We start from the raw sequence: 17,177 nt of genomic DNA, 5'->3' as shown, positions 1-17,177 counted from the left end.
CATGGCACTGGAACGCACTTTTTCGATCATCAAACCCGATGCAACCCGCCGCAACCTGACTGGCAAGATCAACGCCAAGTTTGAAGAGGCCGGTCTGCGCATCGTCGCGCAGAAGCGCATCCACATGACGAAAGCTCAGGCTGGCAAGTTCTACGAAGTACATGCTGAGCGTCCGTTCTATGACGAACTGTGCGAATTCATGTCGTCTGAGCCGGTGGTCGTTCAGGTTCTGGAAGGCGAAGGCGCCATTGCAAAGAACCGGGAAGTCATGGGCGCAACCAACCCCGCTGACGCAGCCCCCGGCACCATCCGTGCCGAGTTCGCTGAATCGGTTGGCGAAAACTCGGTCCACGGTTCCGACGCTCCGGAAACCGCTGCGGTTGAAATCGCATATTTCTTCTCGGGCATCGAACTGGTCGGCTAAGCCGCAGTTGTTCGCTGAAAGATTGGGCCGCTCCTGTTGGGGCGGCCTTTTTTGTTCAGACTTGCTTTAGGTCTTTGGGTGCGACGCGCACGCCGATGGCGTCCAGATCCGCAACCATCTGGTTTTCCGGCGCTGCGCTGTTACCGGCCTTGATGGCGTCGAAACGCTGTCGCAGGGCCTTTTTTTCTTCACCCTTGCAATCGTTCCATGGGCGTCCCTGCAGCCCCATCACCAGAACATAATAGCCGATGAAATGTGCCCTGGTGCCAGCGCGCAAAAGACGAGCATAGGCTTCGTCAGGTCCCATTTCTCGCAACTCATCTGCCGAGAGAATACCGGCGCGCGCACAAGCTTGTTCAAAGGCCGGACCAAGGTTGCGGATCGAAGAAACTGGATCACTCATGAACCTGTCTTACTTGCGCGCCGGGGGCCTGTCACCTGTGATTACGTATGGTCAAAACATAATGTCTTGCTGTCTCTTCGTGTTTCAGTTCTCATGTGGTCATGCCGTTACGAAAGGTCGGATTTCAAAAGCCGAAGACACCGAAAGTAGGTCGGTCAAGAGCAAGAAAAACATCTCGCTAAGGTAGGAAGAGAAGACCCTGAACGCATTGAGGATCAGAGCCATCGAAGAGGGGGCTGGCGTGCAGAAAATCGTTGAGAAACCAGTCAATGAATGCCAGAAAACGACCCGAAAAGGTGGATCATGAGCGACCATTCAGGCGATCAGTGCATTCTGTCCAATCCGATTGACGAGGCACTTTGCGCAAAACTCCTTCCGGGGTTTACGGTCAGGATTGATCTGAAGGAAGCTGCAAAACCTTTCGCATTGCTGGATTGCCACGATCAGTCGTTGCGAAACTCAGGCCGGGTTCTGATCGAAACCGATGGGGCGCTGCGGCTTTGGCAGAACGGCCGCTTGCCACAGTTTCAACGCTGCAAGGGGCGGGGGCGTTTTGTTCAAGATCTGCCACAGGGCCCGGTGCAGGCGGCATTGGAAGATTTTCCGAAACTACGTGCCCTGATGCAGATCGGGGCGGGAGAGATTCAGGTGAAATCCCTCACCGTGTTGGATGAGTTGCAGAAAACGCAAGTCAGGGGAACGGTCTGGTGCATGTCTTCGCCAACAGGGCAAGCGACACTTGTTCAACTTCACCAACTGCGTGGGTTTGAGAGAGCGTATCAAAAGGTATGCGCCGCGATTTCCGCCGTGTCGGGCGACGGACAGGGTATCGAAAGACTCTATACCGGACTGTTTCCAGACTTGGTTGCCTATCGGGCCAAGCCAGAGATCGAGTTAGGCAGAACAGAACCATCTATCCAGGTGGCGAAAGATATTATTCACACATATCTGCAGGTTGCCCGACAAAACGAAAGTGGAATGATCGCCGATATCGATACAGAGTTTCTGCATGATTACCGGGTGTCTCTGCGAAAAATCCGTTCTGTGATCAGCTTGTTCAAGGGGGTTTTCTCTGACGCACAGACCGCGGAATTGAAACGGATCTTTTCTGATCTCATGGCGCCCACCGGGCGCATGCGCGATCTGGATGTGTATCTTCTGGAAAAAAATACGTACTTCAGCCTTGTACCGGCCAATCTACATGCTGGTTTGCAGGAGATGTTCGACCTTTTCGAGAAGGAACGCGCGCGGGAGCTGTCGCGTTTATCCCGCCGGTTGCACAGCGACGCTTATGACGCGTCCATGACCGAGCTGATCGCTATATTCCGCGGAACAAAGGGGCCAGAGCCTGGATCAAACGCGCAACGGGGCGCGCACAAATATGCATGCGCGTTGATCTGGAAACGGTATCGAAAGGTATGCAAAGTCGCGCGCGGCATCACCAACGATACTCCGGATAAAACGGTGCATGACCTTCGCATCGATTGCAAGAAGCTGAGATACCTGATGGAGTTCTTTGGCCCACTCTTTGATGCAAAGAGCTTCAAGACCATCATCAAGCCATTGAAAAAGCTGCAGGACAATCTGGGCCTGTTCAACGACTATTCCGTCCAGCAAGAAGCATTGCTGGCCTTCGTCGCGCAACAAAGCGACACACAGGGCCGTGTAGATGCACGGATTGGTCTGGCTGTGGGTGGATTAATTGCGGTGCTGGACCAACGTCAGAAGGCAGAGCGGAGCCGCGTGCTTTCAAGCTTTCAGAAATTCGACGGGCCAGAGACCAGGCACCTGTTCCGGACCTTGTTTCATGACAAAAAGGAGTGAGGAATGAAGATCGTTGCCTGTTACAGCAACAAAGGCGGTGTTGGTAAAACCGCAACCTCGGTGAACTTGGCTTATGCCTACGCGCAGGCGGGGCAACAGGTGTTGCTGTGTGATCTCGACCCTCAGGGTGCGTCGGGGTTTTACTTTCGGGTGAAACCGTCAAAAAAGCTGACGGATGCGCGGTTTTTCGAAGACGTGGAGCGGTTTACCAAGGCAATCAGGGCCAGCGATTTCGAAGGGTTGGACGTGCTGCCCGCGAACCTGACCTTCCGCGATTTCGATGTGTTCCTGTCACGGATGCGGAACAAACGCTCGCGGTTGAAAAAGGCTCTGATTTCGGCTGGCAGTGACTATGACGTGATCATTCTGGATTGCCCGCCCAACTTTTCGACCCTGTCCGAGAACATCTTCAAAGCAGCCGATGAAATCGTCGTGCCGGTCATCCCTACAACCCTGTCCGAGCGGACGTTCGAACAGTTGGTGAGCTTTTTTGACGAACACAAGCTGCGCAAGAAAAAGCTGCGCGCGTACTTTTCGATGGTGCAGCAAAGGAAGGTTTTGCACCAGGAAACAATGGAGTCGATGCGTAAGTTGTATCCCAAGCGCTTCTTGCGAACGACGGTTCCTTTCGCAGCAGATATCGAAAAGATGGGTCAGCACCGTGCCCCGGTCAGCACCTATGCCGGACGCAGTGCGTCCTGTGCTGCCTACCGGGCGTTGTTTGACGAATTGGAGAAGGGGTGATTTCAAACCAATGAGCAAAGAAATCGAACGCAAGTTTCTGGTGGCAAGCCTGCCGGACCTGAGCAAAGCCGAGAAAGCAGTTGTGCGGCAGGGTTATCTGACGGCACCCGACGACTCGACCGAGTTGCGGCTGAGGCAAAAGAACAGAGTTTTTTTTCTGACTTTGAAGGGTGGCGGCGGCCTCGTCCGGGTAGAGCGTGAGGCAGAGATCACTGGTGAACAGTTCGAAACCTTCTGGCCGGAAACAGAAGGGCGCAGGATTGAGAAAGAACGCTACACCGGCCATTTGCCGGATGGTCTGGTGTTTGAACTGGATGTTTTCTCGGGCGATCTGGCGCCTTTGCGTCTGGTGGAGGTGGAATTCACTTCAGAGGATCAGGCCAAAGGATACATACCTCCGGAATGGTTCGGTGCGGATGTGACTGAAGACAAACGATATAAAAACAAGACCTTGGCGATAAACGGTGTTCCGGATTAACGCTATTGTGCCAGATTGATTGTTGTTTCCAATCCGGGGTCACAGTTCCGGGCTGCAAATTTCCCGCCGTGCATATGTGAGATTGCGGCAACCAGAGCCAGCCCTAAACCGGCATTGCGTTCCGTCCGCGCCGGGTCAAGTGTTACGAATGGAAGCTGAAGGCGATCCAGTTCTTCGGGCGGAACACCAGGGCCACGGTCCCTGACGCTCAGTCGGGCAAAGCCGTCACGTGCATCGATTGATATCGTGATCGCGGTATCAACTGGAGCGTAACGCATTGCGTTTTCCAACAGATTGGAAAGAGCTTGCGACAGTAGGGGCCGGTGTCCCTGAATGGCAGGAGCGGAGCCTTTGACTTCAAGTTGCACATCTTGGTCGGCGGCCACTGGGTCATAAAGTTCCACAACGTCGCCAACCAGTTGCTGTAAATCAATGGTTTCAAATTGCTCGCGTCCCAGACCAGCCTCGGCCCGCGAGATTTCGGTGAGTTGCCCCAGCACGCGCAAAACGTGATCGATTTCACCTGTTGCCCTCGCAATGTCGATCTCGCGATCCAGATCGCTTTTGCCGGGCTCCGAGAGGGCTTCGACCCTTTGCCGCAAGCGGGACAAAGGTGACCGAAGATCATGCGCGATAGAATTTGAGGTGGTGCGAAGGTTGCTGATCAATTCCTCGATCCGGTCGAGCATGTTGTTCAACGTACCTGAAACCTGATCGAATTCGTCCCCGGTTCCACGCAGGGGCATCCGTTTGGACAGATCGCCCGAAACGATATTCTCAGCCGTGCTGGCAATGTCTGAAAGGCGCGAAAACACCAATCTTGTGAATAACCAACCGGTGATGACGCTCAAAACCAAAGCAATCCCCAGCGCCAGCGCAACTGACCGGAACAGAACCCTGTCGAATTGCTGGCGTGACGCCGCATCCCGCCCAACCAGAAGGCGCTCGCCGCCCGGTAAGCGGATTGACGCGGCTGAGACGGACACGAGTTGATCATTGTCGGCCCGGTGTAATTCCAAGTCTACCCAACCACTTCCGGCGGCAATGTTCACAGGCCAGGATTTGATGTTACCGACCAGTTTGATGCCCAGACGGTCTGTCAAAAGATAGAGCGCGTCGCGCTCTGACGCGCTTGGCATGCGACGTTCGATCGCGGCGATCAGCCCGATCAGCCCACGCCTTTCATATTCATCTGCCAGCCCCGTCAACTCGGCTGACACAACCGAGCGGGTCTCGGATTCGATGCTTCGGTTGGCGGTCACATAGACAACCGCGAGCACAGACGCTGTCAGAATCGTGCTCAGGAACATGCTGGTCGCAACCAGCCTTGTGCGGGAATTGTTCAGGGAAAGCCGAAGGTTATCCATCGGACATCATGTAACCCGCTCCGCGGACGGTTTCAATCAACGGTGCGTCACCGCCTTCATCCAACTGGCGCCGCAGTTTTGAGATATGAACATCCACAACGTTGGTGTTCGGGTCAAAGTGATAATCCCAGACCCCTTCCAATAACATTGTGCGCGACACGACACGGTTTTTGCGGCGCAGGAAAAACTCGAGGATCTGAAACTCACGCGGTGTCAGGGTGATCTCGTGTCCATCGCGCGTGACTTTGCGGGTCAGCAAGTCCATCTGCAGATCCTTGCAGGTGAGTGTGGGCGCTTCTTCGGATTCCTGAGGGCGACGCAGTAAGGCTTCTATTCGCGCGTGCAGTTCCTGAAACGAGAACGGCTTGACCAGATAATCGTCAGCGCCCGAACGCAGGCCCTTGACCCGCTCGTCCACCGCGCTCATCGCCGTCAGCATCAATACCGGGGTTTTCAATCCGGCTGCCCGCAGGGATTTGATGAGCGAGAGCCCGTCCAGACCGGGTAGCATCCTGTCCAGAACAATGGCGTCAAACCCTCCGTCCGTGGCATGGTACAACCCCTCGCGACCGTCAGCGGCGGTTTCGACCACGTAACCCTCTTCACCAAATCCTTTGGCGATGAAGTCCCTGGTGTCGGCATCATCTTCGACGATCAACAGTCGGCGGCTCATGGTCGGGCTCCTTTCTTTCGGGATTTAAGCACAAATTTCAGGTAAAGCACATGGTTAGAAGAAGTTCTTGCCGGATGCTGGGCCTGCACCCGGCAAGCCCGGCGGATAGTGGACAACTCTGATCCGCCGGGTGTAGCGTGCGCCGAAAATCCCCATCAAGCGGCGCACGCATGTTCAGGATCAGGCCAGTTCGACCGCGACGAAGATCTGGCTGCCGGCGCGATTGATCAGCACAAGGGCAGGATCAGTTTTTTCGCTATCCAATGCCGCCTTCAGAGCGTCTGGCGTGAAGGTGTCCTGATTGCCGAGCTTGACGATCACGTCGCCACGCTGCAGGCCAGCCTTTGCTGCGGGGCTGTCGGGCTTCAGGTCCGTGACCACTACGCCCTCGACAGTTTCGGCAACACCTGTCTCCGCCCGAACTGTTTCAGTCAGCGGTGCCACGGTAACACCGAGCGTTGTACCCGCAACTTCCGCCTCGACCGGTGTATCGGTCTCAACTGAGGCGGTCTGATACTGGCCAACGGTCAGCGTCACCGTTTCCTGTTTGCCGTCACGCAACACGGTCAGGGTGCTGTCGGTGCCGACTTTGGTTGTGCCCACAAGGATGGGCAGATCACCACTGGAGTCGACGGCCTCATCATTGAAGGACAGAATCACATCGCCTTGTTTCAGGACGCCATCTGCCGGGCTGTCTGCAACGACGTCAGACACCAGTGCGCCAGAGGACGCATCGATACCCAATGCCGCTGCGAGTTGCGGGCTTACGTTCTGGATCGAAACGCCCAGCCAACCACGGCTGACCTGTCCGTCATCACGCAGATCGGATGCGATGTGTTCGACGATGTTCGACGTGACCGCAAAACCCAGACCGACCGATCCGCCGCTGGGCGAATAGATGGCCGAGTTCACACCGACCACTTCGCCTTCCATGTTGAACAGGGGACCGCCCGAGTTGCCTTTGTTGATCGCTGCATCCGTCTGGATGAACTCGGCATAGGGACCTTCCGAAATATTGCGCCCTTTGGCCGAAACGATGCCTGTGGTCACAGTCGAACTCAGGCCGAAGGGGTTGCCGATGGCCACCACGTCCTCGCCCACGCGGATCGCGTCGCTGTCGCCCAGATCGACGGCTTGCAGGTCAGTATCCGCGTCGATCTTCAAAACCGCGATATCTGTCAGCGGGTCGGTTCCGACCACTTCCGCTTCAAAGGTGCGATCATCGTTGAGCCGCACGGTCACGGTCGAGGCCTTGTCGACGACATGGTGATTGGTGACGATGTATCCAGCTTTATCCAGAACGAAACCCGAGCCCAAGCCCTGGGCCGGACCACGTTGAGGCATGTCGAACCCTTCAGGTCCGCCGAAACGTTTGAAGAATTCGCCGAACGGATGTCCGTCGAAGTCAAAGTTCTGGCCTTGTGCCGGAGTCGGTGCAGCGTCTTGTTCTGCGATGATGGTTACGACCGAAGGCGAAACGGTTTCGACCAGATCAGCCAGTGCCTCGTCTGCCATCGACGGCATGGCGGTTGTCGCAAGCATTGCGGCGCCCAATGCGCTGACCCCCATCCAGTTGGACGTGCGAGGAAGTAAAAGCGAGGATTTGCGGATGCTCATGTGTGTCTCCTGTATTGTTCGCGCAGATTCCATTGCGCGTTGAGACATCAAGTGACGGATCAGGATTGGGGTTTCCTGACTGATCAATTAATAAATCTTAATTTTGCCACAAAGCCGGTGTTGTGTGGCGGCCGACAGTGATCGGGATTCGCGGAATCTGGCGGTTCAAACGCGAGCGAATCGGAGGATTGTTGCTGAAATCGACGGCAAACTTTCAAAAACATTGAATTTGTTTTGTCTTGTTGACAATCATCCCCCCGAATAATGGGAAAAAAGACTGCTCTTCCAATGGTTGTGGGGGAGTCTGTGTAAACCTTGGATTGAAACAATAAACATACTCTTGATTGCGGATATTGAGGAATATGTTCGCGCTTAATTTCGAATCGCTGCCGTTTTCAAAAATATATGATCGCCTTTGGGTTGATTGCAGTGGCGTGCAATGTTGCGCAAAAGCCATCCGAAGAAGACTCAAATTAACCCTTTCTTCCAATTTTACGTTGTTTCGAACGATCGGATCAGTGAGGATGAAGGTGCCCAAGTGAGGGGAGCTAAAAGCGCTAGGGGGCGCTGGCGGCTAACTCGATCACCAAAAGTGATAGCGGCATGTTAACGAGGGGGTCTTGTTTAGGTTTGGCTGTTTTGTAGCCGGGGTGTTTCTAAAGGCACACTGGCCGCGCTTTGGAGATTGAACAAAGTGGTAGTCCTGTTTTGGGCACCGGCCCGGTCGAACAGACCGGGCCGCGTTTGTTCAGGGGGCGTGTTTGCCACGCCAGTCTTCCCAGTCTTCCGGGGTATCCAGATCCAACAATGCATTTCGGCCGGGCAGGGGCTGCAGATGAACGCGGCCTTGATGTTTCCGTACAATCGCCTGGGCGCCGGTGTCTCCCTGCAACTGTGAGAGTTGGTTGAATAGAGATTTGTCAAACACCACCGGATGGCCAGGCTTTCCATCCTCTGTTGTTCCACGCCAGATTACGTTGTCTGGATGGGTTTGCCGCGCTTTCAGGATAGTAGCCAGATCGGTTTCAGTCAGATCAGGCAAATCGGCCAACAAAACCATTGCGGCTGGTGTATCCGATGGCAGCAATTTGAGCGCGGTGCGCAAACTGGCGTTCATTCCTTCTGCCGCATCCCAAACCGGAACGATCTGAACATCCAGACCTTCAAGCGCATCATATCTGGGATGCGGTCCAGGGGGCAGGGCGACTATTACTGGCCCAACGGCGCAGGCCATGCTTGCGGACCGGGCGAGCAGCGGAATGCCGTCGATTTGCTGCATCAGTTTATCGATGCCGCCCATGCGGCTGGATTGACCTGCAGCCAGAAGGATAATGGGAACCTCAGTCATTCCGACACAATGCCGTTGACCCAGGCCCGAGTCATCCCCTCATTCGGGCTCCATTAGCGTCAAACAAAGGTGTCGAAATGACTTTTGCATTGCGCATCTGGCCCAGTATCTCGATCTCCACTTCAAGCCCATCTGCTACGCGTTCGGACGGCAGGAAACCCATGGCGACGGACCTCTGAGCGTAATGCGAATAGCCTCCTGAGGTGCAGAAACCAACAACTGCACCGTCCAGCCAGATCGGTTCATAGGCGTTGACGTCTGCGTCATCGGCTTCGACTTCGAAGGCAACCAAGGTGCGTGCCGCGCCTTTGGCGCGTTCCGCCTCAGCGGCCGTGCGACCAATGAAATCCGCGTTCTTTCGGAATGAGATGAACCTGTCCAACCCGGTTTCTGCAGCCGTGTAGTCGGGCGAAAACTCCCGCATCCACGAGCCAAAGAACTTGTCCAAACGCAGGCTCATCATTGCGCGCATTCCAAATGGAACCATTCCGTGCTGCTCTCCGGCCTTCCACAATGTCCACCAAAGTTGCCGCTGCGCTATCGGATCGCAGTAGATTTCATAACCAAGATCACCGGTATAACTGACTCTCTGCACGGTGCATTCGGTCATGCCAACAGTCATGCGGCGTACGTCGAGGAAGCGGAAGTCCTTCAGATCATCGCGGGAACACGCGGCCAGAACCTGCATTGCCTTAGGCCCCGCGATCTGAAACCCGTTCAAACGGTCGCTGATATTCTCAATCGTCACGCCGTCCTGCGCGTTCTGCTGGAACCAGCGCATGTGGAACGCCTGGCTGCCATATGAGGCCGTAAGCTGGAATTCAGTCTCGCTCAGGCAGGACACTGTGAAATCGCCGATCAGTTTGCCTTTTGGTGACAGCATCGGTGTCAGAGACAGCCGTCCGGGTTTCGGAATCCGACCTGCCATGATCTGATCCAACCAATCGCGCGCGGCGGGTCCTGAGATGCGATATTTACCGAAATTGTGGACTTCGTTGATGCCCACACCCTCACGCACGGCACGCACTTCTCGGCCTGTTGCCTCGAAGGCATCCGAACGCCGGAATGATGGCGTCTCATAGCCCGGCTCGTCGCCCTGAGCGAAGTAGTTGGCGACTTCGAGGCCGTATTGCTGCCCCCAAACCGCGCCCAGATCGCTGAATATGTCGTACATCGGAGTCGTGCGGTTGGGGCGCGCGGCGGGTAGTTCTTCGTTCGGGTAGGCGACGCTGAAGCGTTTCTGATAGTTCTCGATGACTTTGGGGCGGGTATAGCCGGGGCTGATCCAGTCGCCAAAACGCGCAACATCCATAGCAAAGACATCGCGTTCGGGCTCGCCCTCGATCATCCATTGCGCCAGTGTAAGACCAACACCTCCGCCTTGACTGAACCCGGCCATGACACCGCAAGCCGACCAGTAATTGCGCATACCCGGAACCGGCCCGACCAGAGGGTTGCCGTCGGGCGCAAACGTGAACGGCCCGTGGATCACCGATTTCACCCCTGCTTCAGCCAGAACCGGAAAGCGTCGATACGCGAATTCGATGCTGTCAGTGATCTTGTCGTAGTCGTCGGGCAGCAATTCATGGCCGAATTCCCAGGGCGTGCCATCAACAGCCCATGGTTTGCAGGGTTGCTCATAAAAGCCGATGCACAGGCCACGCCCTTCCTGCCGCAGGTAACTTTCGCCTGCCGGATCCATGACGTGCGGATGTTCACCGCCTGCGTCGATGATCGCTTCGATTTGAGGGATCGAGTCGGTCACCAGATATTGATGTTCCATAGGATGTAGCGGGAAATAGACACCGGCCATTGCGCCAACTTCACGCGCCCAAAGACCGCCTGCATTTACGATATGTTCGGCGTGAATAGTGCCTTTGTCGGTCACTACATCCCAGGTTCCGTCCGGACGCTGGTTGGTTTCACGCACCATGCAATGAGTTTCGATGGTGGCACCACCCATGCGGGCTGCTTTGGCATAAGCGTGTGTGGTACCAGATGGGTCAAGGTGCCCGTCGAGCGGATCATACAGCGCGCCGATTATGCCGTCGGTGTTCGTAATCGGTGCGATTTTCTTGACCTCTTCCGGCCCGACGATTTCAGTCTCCAACCCCATGAACCTGTGCTTGGCACGTTCGGCCAGAAGCATGTCAAACCGGTCCTGATTGTCGGCCAGTGTCACGCCGCCCACATGGTGAAGGCCGCATGACATACCGGTGATCTCTTCCAGCTCTTTGTACAGCCGGATCGTGTAACCCTGCAGCGCAGCCATATTGGTGTCGCCGTTCAGCGTGTGAAACCCGCCTGCGGCGTGCCAGGTCGATCCGCTGGTCAACTCGGACCTTTCCAACAGCATGACATCGGACCAGCCCAGTTTTGTCAGGTGATAAAGAACCGAGCAGCCAACAACGCCGCCGCCAATTACCACCGCGCGAGTTTGAAGTTTCATAAGGGCCTCCGACTGGTTTTCGCCAGTGTGCTTGGCACGGATCAGAGCGCAATGCCAAACGCGACAAAACTTGTCGTGGAAGTAATTTGCCTGGCCGGATAAGAGCCGTAAAATTGGTCACGAGCCTGTTACAGAATCAAGCTAACAGCCGCGCGATCAATACCCTTCATAATCACTCGGTTAGGATAAGATATGAGCAAATTCGACCTAAAACCCCAAGCGCTGAGTCGCCGAGAATTCTTGGCAAAAGCTTCTGCACTGGGTCTGAGCACGGCAGTCGCAAGCACGATCTGGGCCGAAGCGGGTCTGGCGGAAACACCTAAAAAGGGTGGTCACTTTGTTCTGGGCCTGACGGGCGGCGAAAGTACCAATACTCTGGACCCGGCTTTGTCGGCTTCGCACGTGACGGCCAAGGCCCTTCGCGCGTATGGAAACACCCTGACCGTGGTTACCGCTGACGGAGGGCTGGCGGCGAGCCTGGCAGAAAGTTGGGAAGCGTCCGAAGACGGAAAGGTCTGGCATTTTAAAATCCGTAAGGGAGTTGAATTTCACAACGGCAAGACTCTGACCCCCGAAGATGTTCAGCTGACACTGGCGCGTCATTCGAACGAAGAGTCCCAATCCGGTGCTCTGGGTATTATGCGCGGGATTGAAGATGTGCGCGTCGATGGCGACAATGTGGTTGTCACACTGGTTACGCCGAATGCCGATCTGCCATACCTGTTGTCGGATTATCACCTGGTCATTCAGCCCGGCGGCGGTATGGACAATCCGGCAGAAGGCATCGCAACAGGCGCGTACAAGGTTGTCGCGGACGAGCCTGGCATTCGCTATGGGTTTGAGAAGTTCGCCAATCACTGGGATGACAGTGTCGGCCACTTTGACAGCCACGAAATTCTGGTCCTGAACGATGACACCGCGCGTTCAGCCGCACTGCAGGCTGGCCAGGTTCACGCCATCAACATCGTGCCACCGCGTACTGCCAAGTTGTTTGGCCGTGCACCGGGGGTCACGCTCAACGCCACGTCGGGCCGCGGGCACTATATCTTTGTCATGCATTGCGACACCGCACCTTTCGACAACAAGGATCTGCGACTGGCTCTGAAATACGCAATCAACAGAGAGGAGTTGGTAGAGAAAGTTCTGCGCGGCTATGGCTCGATCGGCAACGATATCCCGATCAACGAAGCTTATCCTCTGTTCGACGACACGATGGAGCAGCGCGCGTTCGATCTGGCAAAAGCGGCTGAGCACTACAAAGCGTCCGGCCACGATGGCTCGCCCATCGTGTTGCATGTCTCAGATGGTGCCTTTGCCGGTGCGATCGATGCGGCGCAGCTGTTCCAGTTGTCTGCCCAAGAGGCTGGCATCCCGTTGGAAATCCAGCGCGAGCCCGCGGACGGGTATTGGTCGGAAGTGTGGAACAAAAAACCCTTCTGCGCTTCGTATTGGGGCGGTCGTCCTGTTCAGGACCAGATGTGGTCAGTCGGCTATCTGTCTACTGCGGACTGGAACGACACCCGCTTCAAAAATGAAGAGTTCGACGCGTTGCTGTTGAAAGCGCGGGCAGAGTTGGATGAAGCAAAGCGCAAGGACATCTATGCCCAGATGGCACGGATCGTCTGGGAAGAAGGCGGCCTTATCAACCCGATGTTCAACCAGTTCATCGATGGATACTCGGACAAGGTCACAGGTTGGGCGGCGCATGCCAACGGAGACCTGATGGATGGCTACGTCGCCAGCCGCACCTGGTTTGCCTAAGAGCTAACTAAAAGAACCGGTGCCCTGTTGCGGGGCACCGGTTTTTTGGGGGGGCCTTTAAAGCGGGCGCACTTTTAGTCCAGTGATGCGGTTGCCTTCACGTGACGTGACCTCGAACCGGAAACCGTGGAACGAAAACACCTGACCGACGACGGGGATCATCTGCGCTTCGTGAATCACCAGGCCAGCGAGGGTATTGGCTTCTTCATCCGGCAGAGACCAGTCCAGCGCGCGGTTGGCGTCACGGATGGTCATGGCACCTTCGACAAGATACTGGCCATCTTCTGTGCGGGTCACCGGGACTTCTTCCTCGATGTCAAACTCATCGGCAATCTCGCCCACGATTTCTTCCAGAATATCTTCCAGAGTGATCAGGCCGCGCAACGAACCATATTCGTCTACCACGAGTGCAAAATGGCTGTGCATCCGCAGGAATTCCCGCATCTGGTCGTCAAGCGTTGTGGTTTCCGGTACAAAATAGGGGTCGTTCGCCACTTTTCCGATGTCAAAGTTGGCTAAACGGTCGGTGCCGCCGTCGCTGCTACCTGCCTGCTTATACATCGCGCGGAATAGGTCCTTGGCGTGAACAACCCCTACAATGTTCTCAGGCTCTTCGCGGAAAACAGGCAAACGCGTGTGTGGGCTTTCAAGGCACTGTTTCAGGATGGCTTCGGGTGCGGCATTGGCATCGATCATCTCGATATTCGAGCGGTGCAACATAATCTCTTCCACCGCTCGGTCACCCAGATCCAGCGCGCCTAAAATGCGGTCGCGGTCCTCTTTCTCGACCACACCTTCGGAATGGCCCAGTTGCAGGGCACCGGCGATTTCTTCACGCACGGCCAGAATGTTGCTGTCGGGATCGATCTGCACCCCAAACAGGCGCAATACACCGCGAACGAGTAAACGCACCGCGGCCACGATAGGTGAAAACACCGTCACGACCACGCTGATGATCGGCGCGACCGCGGCTGCTGCCTTTTCAGAATTGGTGATGGCGTAGGTCTTGGGCAACACTTCGGCAAAGATCAGGACCAAAAAGGTCATAACCAACGTCGCCAAAGCCACGCCGCTTTCTCCGAACAACCGGGTGAATAAGGCCGTTGCCAACGAGGCCGCAAGGATGTTGACCAGGTTGTTGCCCAGAAGAACTGATCCGATCAGACGTTCATTGTCATCGGTGATCTCCAGCGCTTTTTTTGCCCCACGTGATCCTTTGTCGGCCTGCGCCCTGAGTTTTCCGCGTGAAGAGGCCGTGAGGGCCGTTTCCGAGCCCGAGAAAAAGCCGGACAGAACGAGCAATAAGAGGATCGCGCCTGATGTAAACCAGAATGCGCCGTCGATCAGAGAAGGTGAGGGTTCCATTGGTCCTTGGTGGTTTAGGGTGATGCATCCGTTATGGGGATGCCGCCCCGCTGGATCAAGGGCTTAGCCCTTGTCTCCGTCAGGGTCTTTGCTCAACGGGTGATGCTGCAACACCAGTTCCGCCAGCCGTTCATCCAGAACATGAGTGTAAATCTCGGTTGTTGCAACGTCAGCGTGGCCCAACAGGGTCTGGATCGAACGCAGGTCGGCCCCGTTGGCAAGCAGATGCGTTGCAAAGGCGTGGCGTAGGGTATGCGGGGTGACTTTCTCAGGCGAAACACCACCCTGAACCGCCAGTTCCTTGACCAGCAGAAAGAACCTGTGCCGCGTCAAGTGGCCAGATTTGCCGCGCGACGGAAACAAAAAGCGCGATCTTTGACCACCTTTCTCAACGGTCTGGTCTTCGACTTCGTCCCGCACAGTCAACCAGTCGGCCAATGCGTCCCGCGCCGGAGGGGACAGGGGCACCATGCGTTCCTTGCCACCTTTACCCAGCACCAACAACATGCGCGGATCGCCTCGGGCCGACGAAACGGGCAGGGACACAAGTTCGGTCACGCGCATTCCGGTGGCATACAGAACCTCCATCAGACACGTGTTGCGTACTCGGTCGGTACGGGTACGCCCGGTTTGCCGAGCGGCTTCGAGAAGGCGGTCTACTTCAGGCACGTCCAGCGTTTTGGGCAGGCGCTTCTGCCGTCCCGGACCTTTGATCTGGATGGCTGGGTTCGTCTCACTCCAGCCTTCTTCGAACGCAAACCGGTAGAGCTGTTTGATAGCAGACAATCGCCGCGCACGGGTTGAACGTGACAAGCCCTGTGCATCACAGTCGATCAGGTAGGCTTCGATCTGATCGCGATCTGCCTGATCGAACCCGGATGTCCTGTGCTCTAACCAGGATGCAAAGTCTTTCAGGTCGCGCCCATAGGCCAGCAACGTGTTTGTGGCTGCCCCCAGTTCCGCCGCCTGAGCTTGCAGGAAGGTTGAAATCCACAGCTCGTTCGATGCCGGAGCGCCCATGGTCAACTCTCTTGCAGGATCAGCAGGGTCAGGGCCGCGCGCCGCGCGGTGTCTTCCAGGCCAACCCGCCGGAAGGTTGCGATTGCGGCTGTGAGGTCTACCAGATTGCCTCGTGCGCCATGTGCAAAAAGTTGCATGGCTTCCAGTATGGCTTCACCAAGCTGACCATTGGCAAGTAGGGCGTCAATATCGTTGGGTACCGGCGCCGCCCATTCAAATCCCTGGGCGACTGCATCCGCCCAAGGGGAAGGGGATACTGCGCGTCCCGGATCGCCTTGTGCCAGGGCGGCGAGGAATTGCGTATCGTTTGACGTATCGGGCGTCGATTGCGCGGCCTGTTCGTAAAGGCCAGACAACATCAGAAGGCGCCAGCGCAGGTTTTCTGTCGCCGGGACCTCTAATGAAACGTCCGACAAACGCTCGGCGAATAAGTCGGCGAAGGGAACCTCAAGTCCGACGCTACGCATCTGTTCCCAGACCTGTGGCAGTGTTTTTCCAATCGCTTCCGCGTTTCCAGTATCCAGCGCGCTTTCAAAACGTTGCATGGCCGCGACCCTGTCCCAGACTGCGCCGGACGCCGCCGGGGACCTCTCGGTATAGAGGCCCAGCAATTGATTTGGTGTCAGGGCGCCAATGCGCGTGAGCCGCTCGGCGGCTTCGATCTGTGCCTTCCAGCCGGCCACATCGCGCAGATCTGCATTTGCAAAAGCTCTTGGCAACGAGGCCGACGGTAGCCGTTCCCCGATGGCTTCAAACAGCCGGAAACTCAGTGGATCGGGGTGTTCAGGTTGAGGCAGATAAGGCGCGCCTTCATAAAGTTCGGGGCTTAGAAAACGATCCAGAACCGCAAGGTCTTCTGGTGGCAGAATTTCCAACGCATGCGCTGCTTCCAGTGTCAGTGCGGCCGATGCCCAATCGCCCCGCCGGGCCTTACAGAATACTTGCGCGGCATAGTTCTTTGACAGGTGCGGTTCAGCGATAAGGGCGGTACAACTGCGATCCTCATCACCGGTCAGCAACGTTGCATCAAACCAGCGTTGAAACCGATCCTGTGTATCGGTCGGCCCGGCCAATTGAACCAGCGATTGAACGGGATCGGCTGCGCCCAGCTGCATCAGGCGGTCCAGCCGTGCCAGCAACAGAACCTCTTGTGCTTCTGGCCCGGCGGGTGCGCGGGTTTCTGACAAAAGTAATGTGAACAACAGGCGCTGCATGGCTGGATTATCGCGAACGGGTGTTTTCGCGATCAGTTCGGCCAGTCGGTCTGCATCGCTGCCTTGCCACAAGTCTACAGGCAGACCCGTGACGGATGACGCCACGAGGCCCAACGGCTGCGACAGTGCCTCAAGCGGTGTCACCTCGATCTCGGGCAAAGCACCATTTTGCGTTACCGGAGGTTCAAGCAAAACAGTTCCGGGAAGGTTTTCGGGCGGATCCGCCAGCCATTCGATCGCAGACAGCGGCGCTTGCGCATGTGCCGATCCAGCCAGAAAGATCGCCAACAGCGCTTGTTTAGTTGACATCCAATACGACCGGTTCGCGGATTTCACTTTGAGGCGCAGAGAAATCCGCGCCAAAGAACGGGCCGACATAGGCATAGGCAACCAGCCCAATGAACCCAAGGCATAGAACATATATCAGGAATTTGATCAGACGGCCCATGGCCCCACGCTGCCTCAATTTTTGATTTTGGCCAAGTTATAA

General features: G+C 56.2%; 15 protein-coding genes. 5 read left to right on the top strand and 10 right to left on the bottom strand.

Going from position 1 to position 17,177, the window contains the following annotated elements; genetic code table 11:
• Position 1: 1 nt before the first annotated feature.
• Positions 2-424, top strand: coding sequence for a nucleoside-diphosphate kinase (ndk, locus tag ACR0K5_RS00795; RefSeq protein WP_480627839.1), 423 nt, complete (start codon positions 2-4; stop codon positions 422-424).
• A 55-nt stretch (positions 425-479) separates the two neighbouring features.
• Here the strand turns inward: ndk and ACR0K5_RS00790 are convergent, their stop codons facing one another.
• Positions 480-827 (bottom strand): TfoX/Sxy family DNA transformation protein, encoded by a 348-nt coding sequence (locus ACR0K5_RS00790; RefSeq protein WP_480627838.1) that lies wholly within the window; start codon positions 825-827, stop codon positions 480-482.
• A 303-nt stretch (positions 828-1,130) separates the two neighbouring features.
• Between ACR0K5_RS00790 and ACR0K5_RS00785 the strand changes: the two genes are divergently transcribed.
• The 3 genes from ACR0K5_RS00785 to ACR0K5_RS00775 are packed head-to-tail and all read left to right on the top strand — an operon-like array spanning position 1,131 to position 3,873.
• The gene (locus ACR0K5_RS00785; protein ID WP_480627837.1) at positions 1,131-2,651 is read left to right on the top strand and encodes a CHAD domain-containing protein; all 1,521 of its coding nucleotides are present in this window, start codon (positions 1,131-1,133) and stop codon (positions 2,649-2,651) included.
• A 3-nt stretch (positions 2,652-2,654) separates the two neighbouring features.
• Complete coding sequence (locus tag ACR0K5_RS00780; protein ID WP_480627836.1) at positions 2,655-3,395, top strand: ParA family protein; 741 nt, start codon at positions 2,655-2,657, stop codon at positions 3,393-3,395.
• A 10-nt stretch (positions 3,396-3,405) separates the two neighbouring features.
• A complete protein-coding gene (locus ACR0K5_RS00775; protein ID WP_480627835.1) occupies positions 3,406-3,873 on the top strand; it encodes a CYTH domain-containing protein in 468 nt (155 codons plus the stop codon).
• Positions 3,874-3,875: 2 nt separating this feature from the next.
• Here ACR0K5_RS00775 and ACR0K5_RS00770 read toward each other — a convergent pair whose 3' ends face one another.
• The 5 genes from ACR0K5_RS00770 to ACR0K5_RS00750 all read right to left on the bottom strand — a co-directional run bounded on the left by ACR0K5_RS00770 (position 3,876) and on the right by ACR0K5_RS00750 (position 11,327).
• The gene (locus tag ACR0K5_RS00770) at positions 3,876-5,240 is read right to left on the bottom strand and encodes a sensor histidine kinase (RefSeq protein WP_480627834.1); all 1,365 of its coding nucleotides are present in this window, start codon (positions 5,238-5,240) and stop codon (positions 3,876-3,878) included.
• Positions 5,233-5,913, bottom strand: a complete 681-nt coding sequence (locus ACR0K5_RS00765; protein ID WP_480575140.1) for a response regulator transcription factor — start codon at positions 5,911-5,913, stop codon at positions 5,233-5,235. The genes ACR0K5_RS00770 and ACR0K5_RS00765 overlap by 8 nt, the downstream gene beginning before the upstream one ends.
• Positions 5,914-6,093: 180 nt before the next feature.
• Positions 6,094-7,530 carry a DegQ family serine endoprotease gene (locus tag ACR0K5_RS00760; protein ID WP_480627833.1) on the bottom strand — a complete coding sequence of 479 codons (1,437 nt, stop codon included), beginning with the start codon at positions 7,528-7,530 and terminating at the stop codon, positions 6,094-6,096.
• Positions 7,531-8,278: 748 nt separating this feature from the next.
• Positions 8,279-8,878: a nucleotidyltransferase family protein gene (locus ACR0K5_RS00755; RefSeq protein WP_480627832.1), complete on the bottom strand. Its 600-nt coding sequence runs from the start codon at positions 8,876-8,878 to the stop codon at positions 8,279-8,281.
• 31 nt (positions 8,879-8,909) lie between these two features.
• Positions 8,910-11,327 (bottom strand): GcvT family protein, encoded by a 2,418-nt coding sequence (locus ACR0K5_RS00750; protein WP_480627831.1) that lies wholly within the window; start codon positions 11,325-11,327, stop codon positions 8,910-8,912.
• Between the two features lie 192 nt (positions 11,328-11,519).
• Here ACR0K5_RS00750 and ACR0K5_RS00745 point away from each other — a divergent pair, with 192 nt between their 5' ends.
• Positions 11,520-13,088 carry an ABC transporter substrate-binding protein gene (locus ACR0K5_RS00745; RefSeq protein ID WP_480627830.1) on the top strand — a complete coding sequence of 523 codons (1,569 nt, stop codon included), beginning with the start codon at positions 11,520-11,522 and terminating at the stop codon, positions 13,086-13,088.
• 57 nt (positions 13,089-13,145) lie between these two features.
• Here ACR0K5_RS00745 and ACR0K5_RS00740 read toward each other — a convergent pair whose 3' ends face one another.
• From ACR0K5_RS00740 to ACR0K5_RS00725, 4 genes are all read right to left on the bottom strand, one after another.
• Positions 13,146-14,453, bottom strand: coding sequence for an HlyC/CorC family transporter (locus tag ACR0K5_RS00740; protein WP_480627829.1), 1,308 nt, complete (start codon positions 14,451-14,453; stop codon positions 13,146-13,148).
• Between the two features lie 63 nt (positions 14,454-14,516).
• Positions 14,517-15,473: a tyrosine recombinase gene (locus tag ACR0K5_RS00735; RefSeq protein WP_480627828.1), complete on the bottom strand. Its 957-nt coding sequence runs from the start codon at positions 15,471-15,473 to the stop codon at positions 14,517-14,519.
• Between the two features lie 2 nt (positions 15,474-15,475).
• Entirely contained in the window at positions 15,476-16,996 is a 1,521-nt protein-coding gene (locus ACR0K5_RS00730) for a hypothetical protein (RefSeq protein WP_480627827.1), read from the bottom strand.
• Complete coding sequence (locus tag ACR0K5_RS00725; protein ID WP_480627826.1) at positions 16,986-17,135, bottom strand: hypothetical protein; 150 nt, start codon at positions 17,133-17,135, stop codon at positions 16,986-16,988. Before ACR0K5_RS00725 ends, ACR0K5_RS00730 begins: the two co-directional genes overlap by 11 nt.
• Between the last annotated feature and the right edge of the window lie 42 nt (positions 17,136-17,177).

Source organism: Ruegeria sp. AB9 (genome assembly GCF_056542585.1).
The sequence above is the reverse complement of the archived record's forward strand: the minus strand, read 5'-3'. Positions and strand labels throughout refer to the sequence as shown.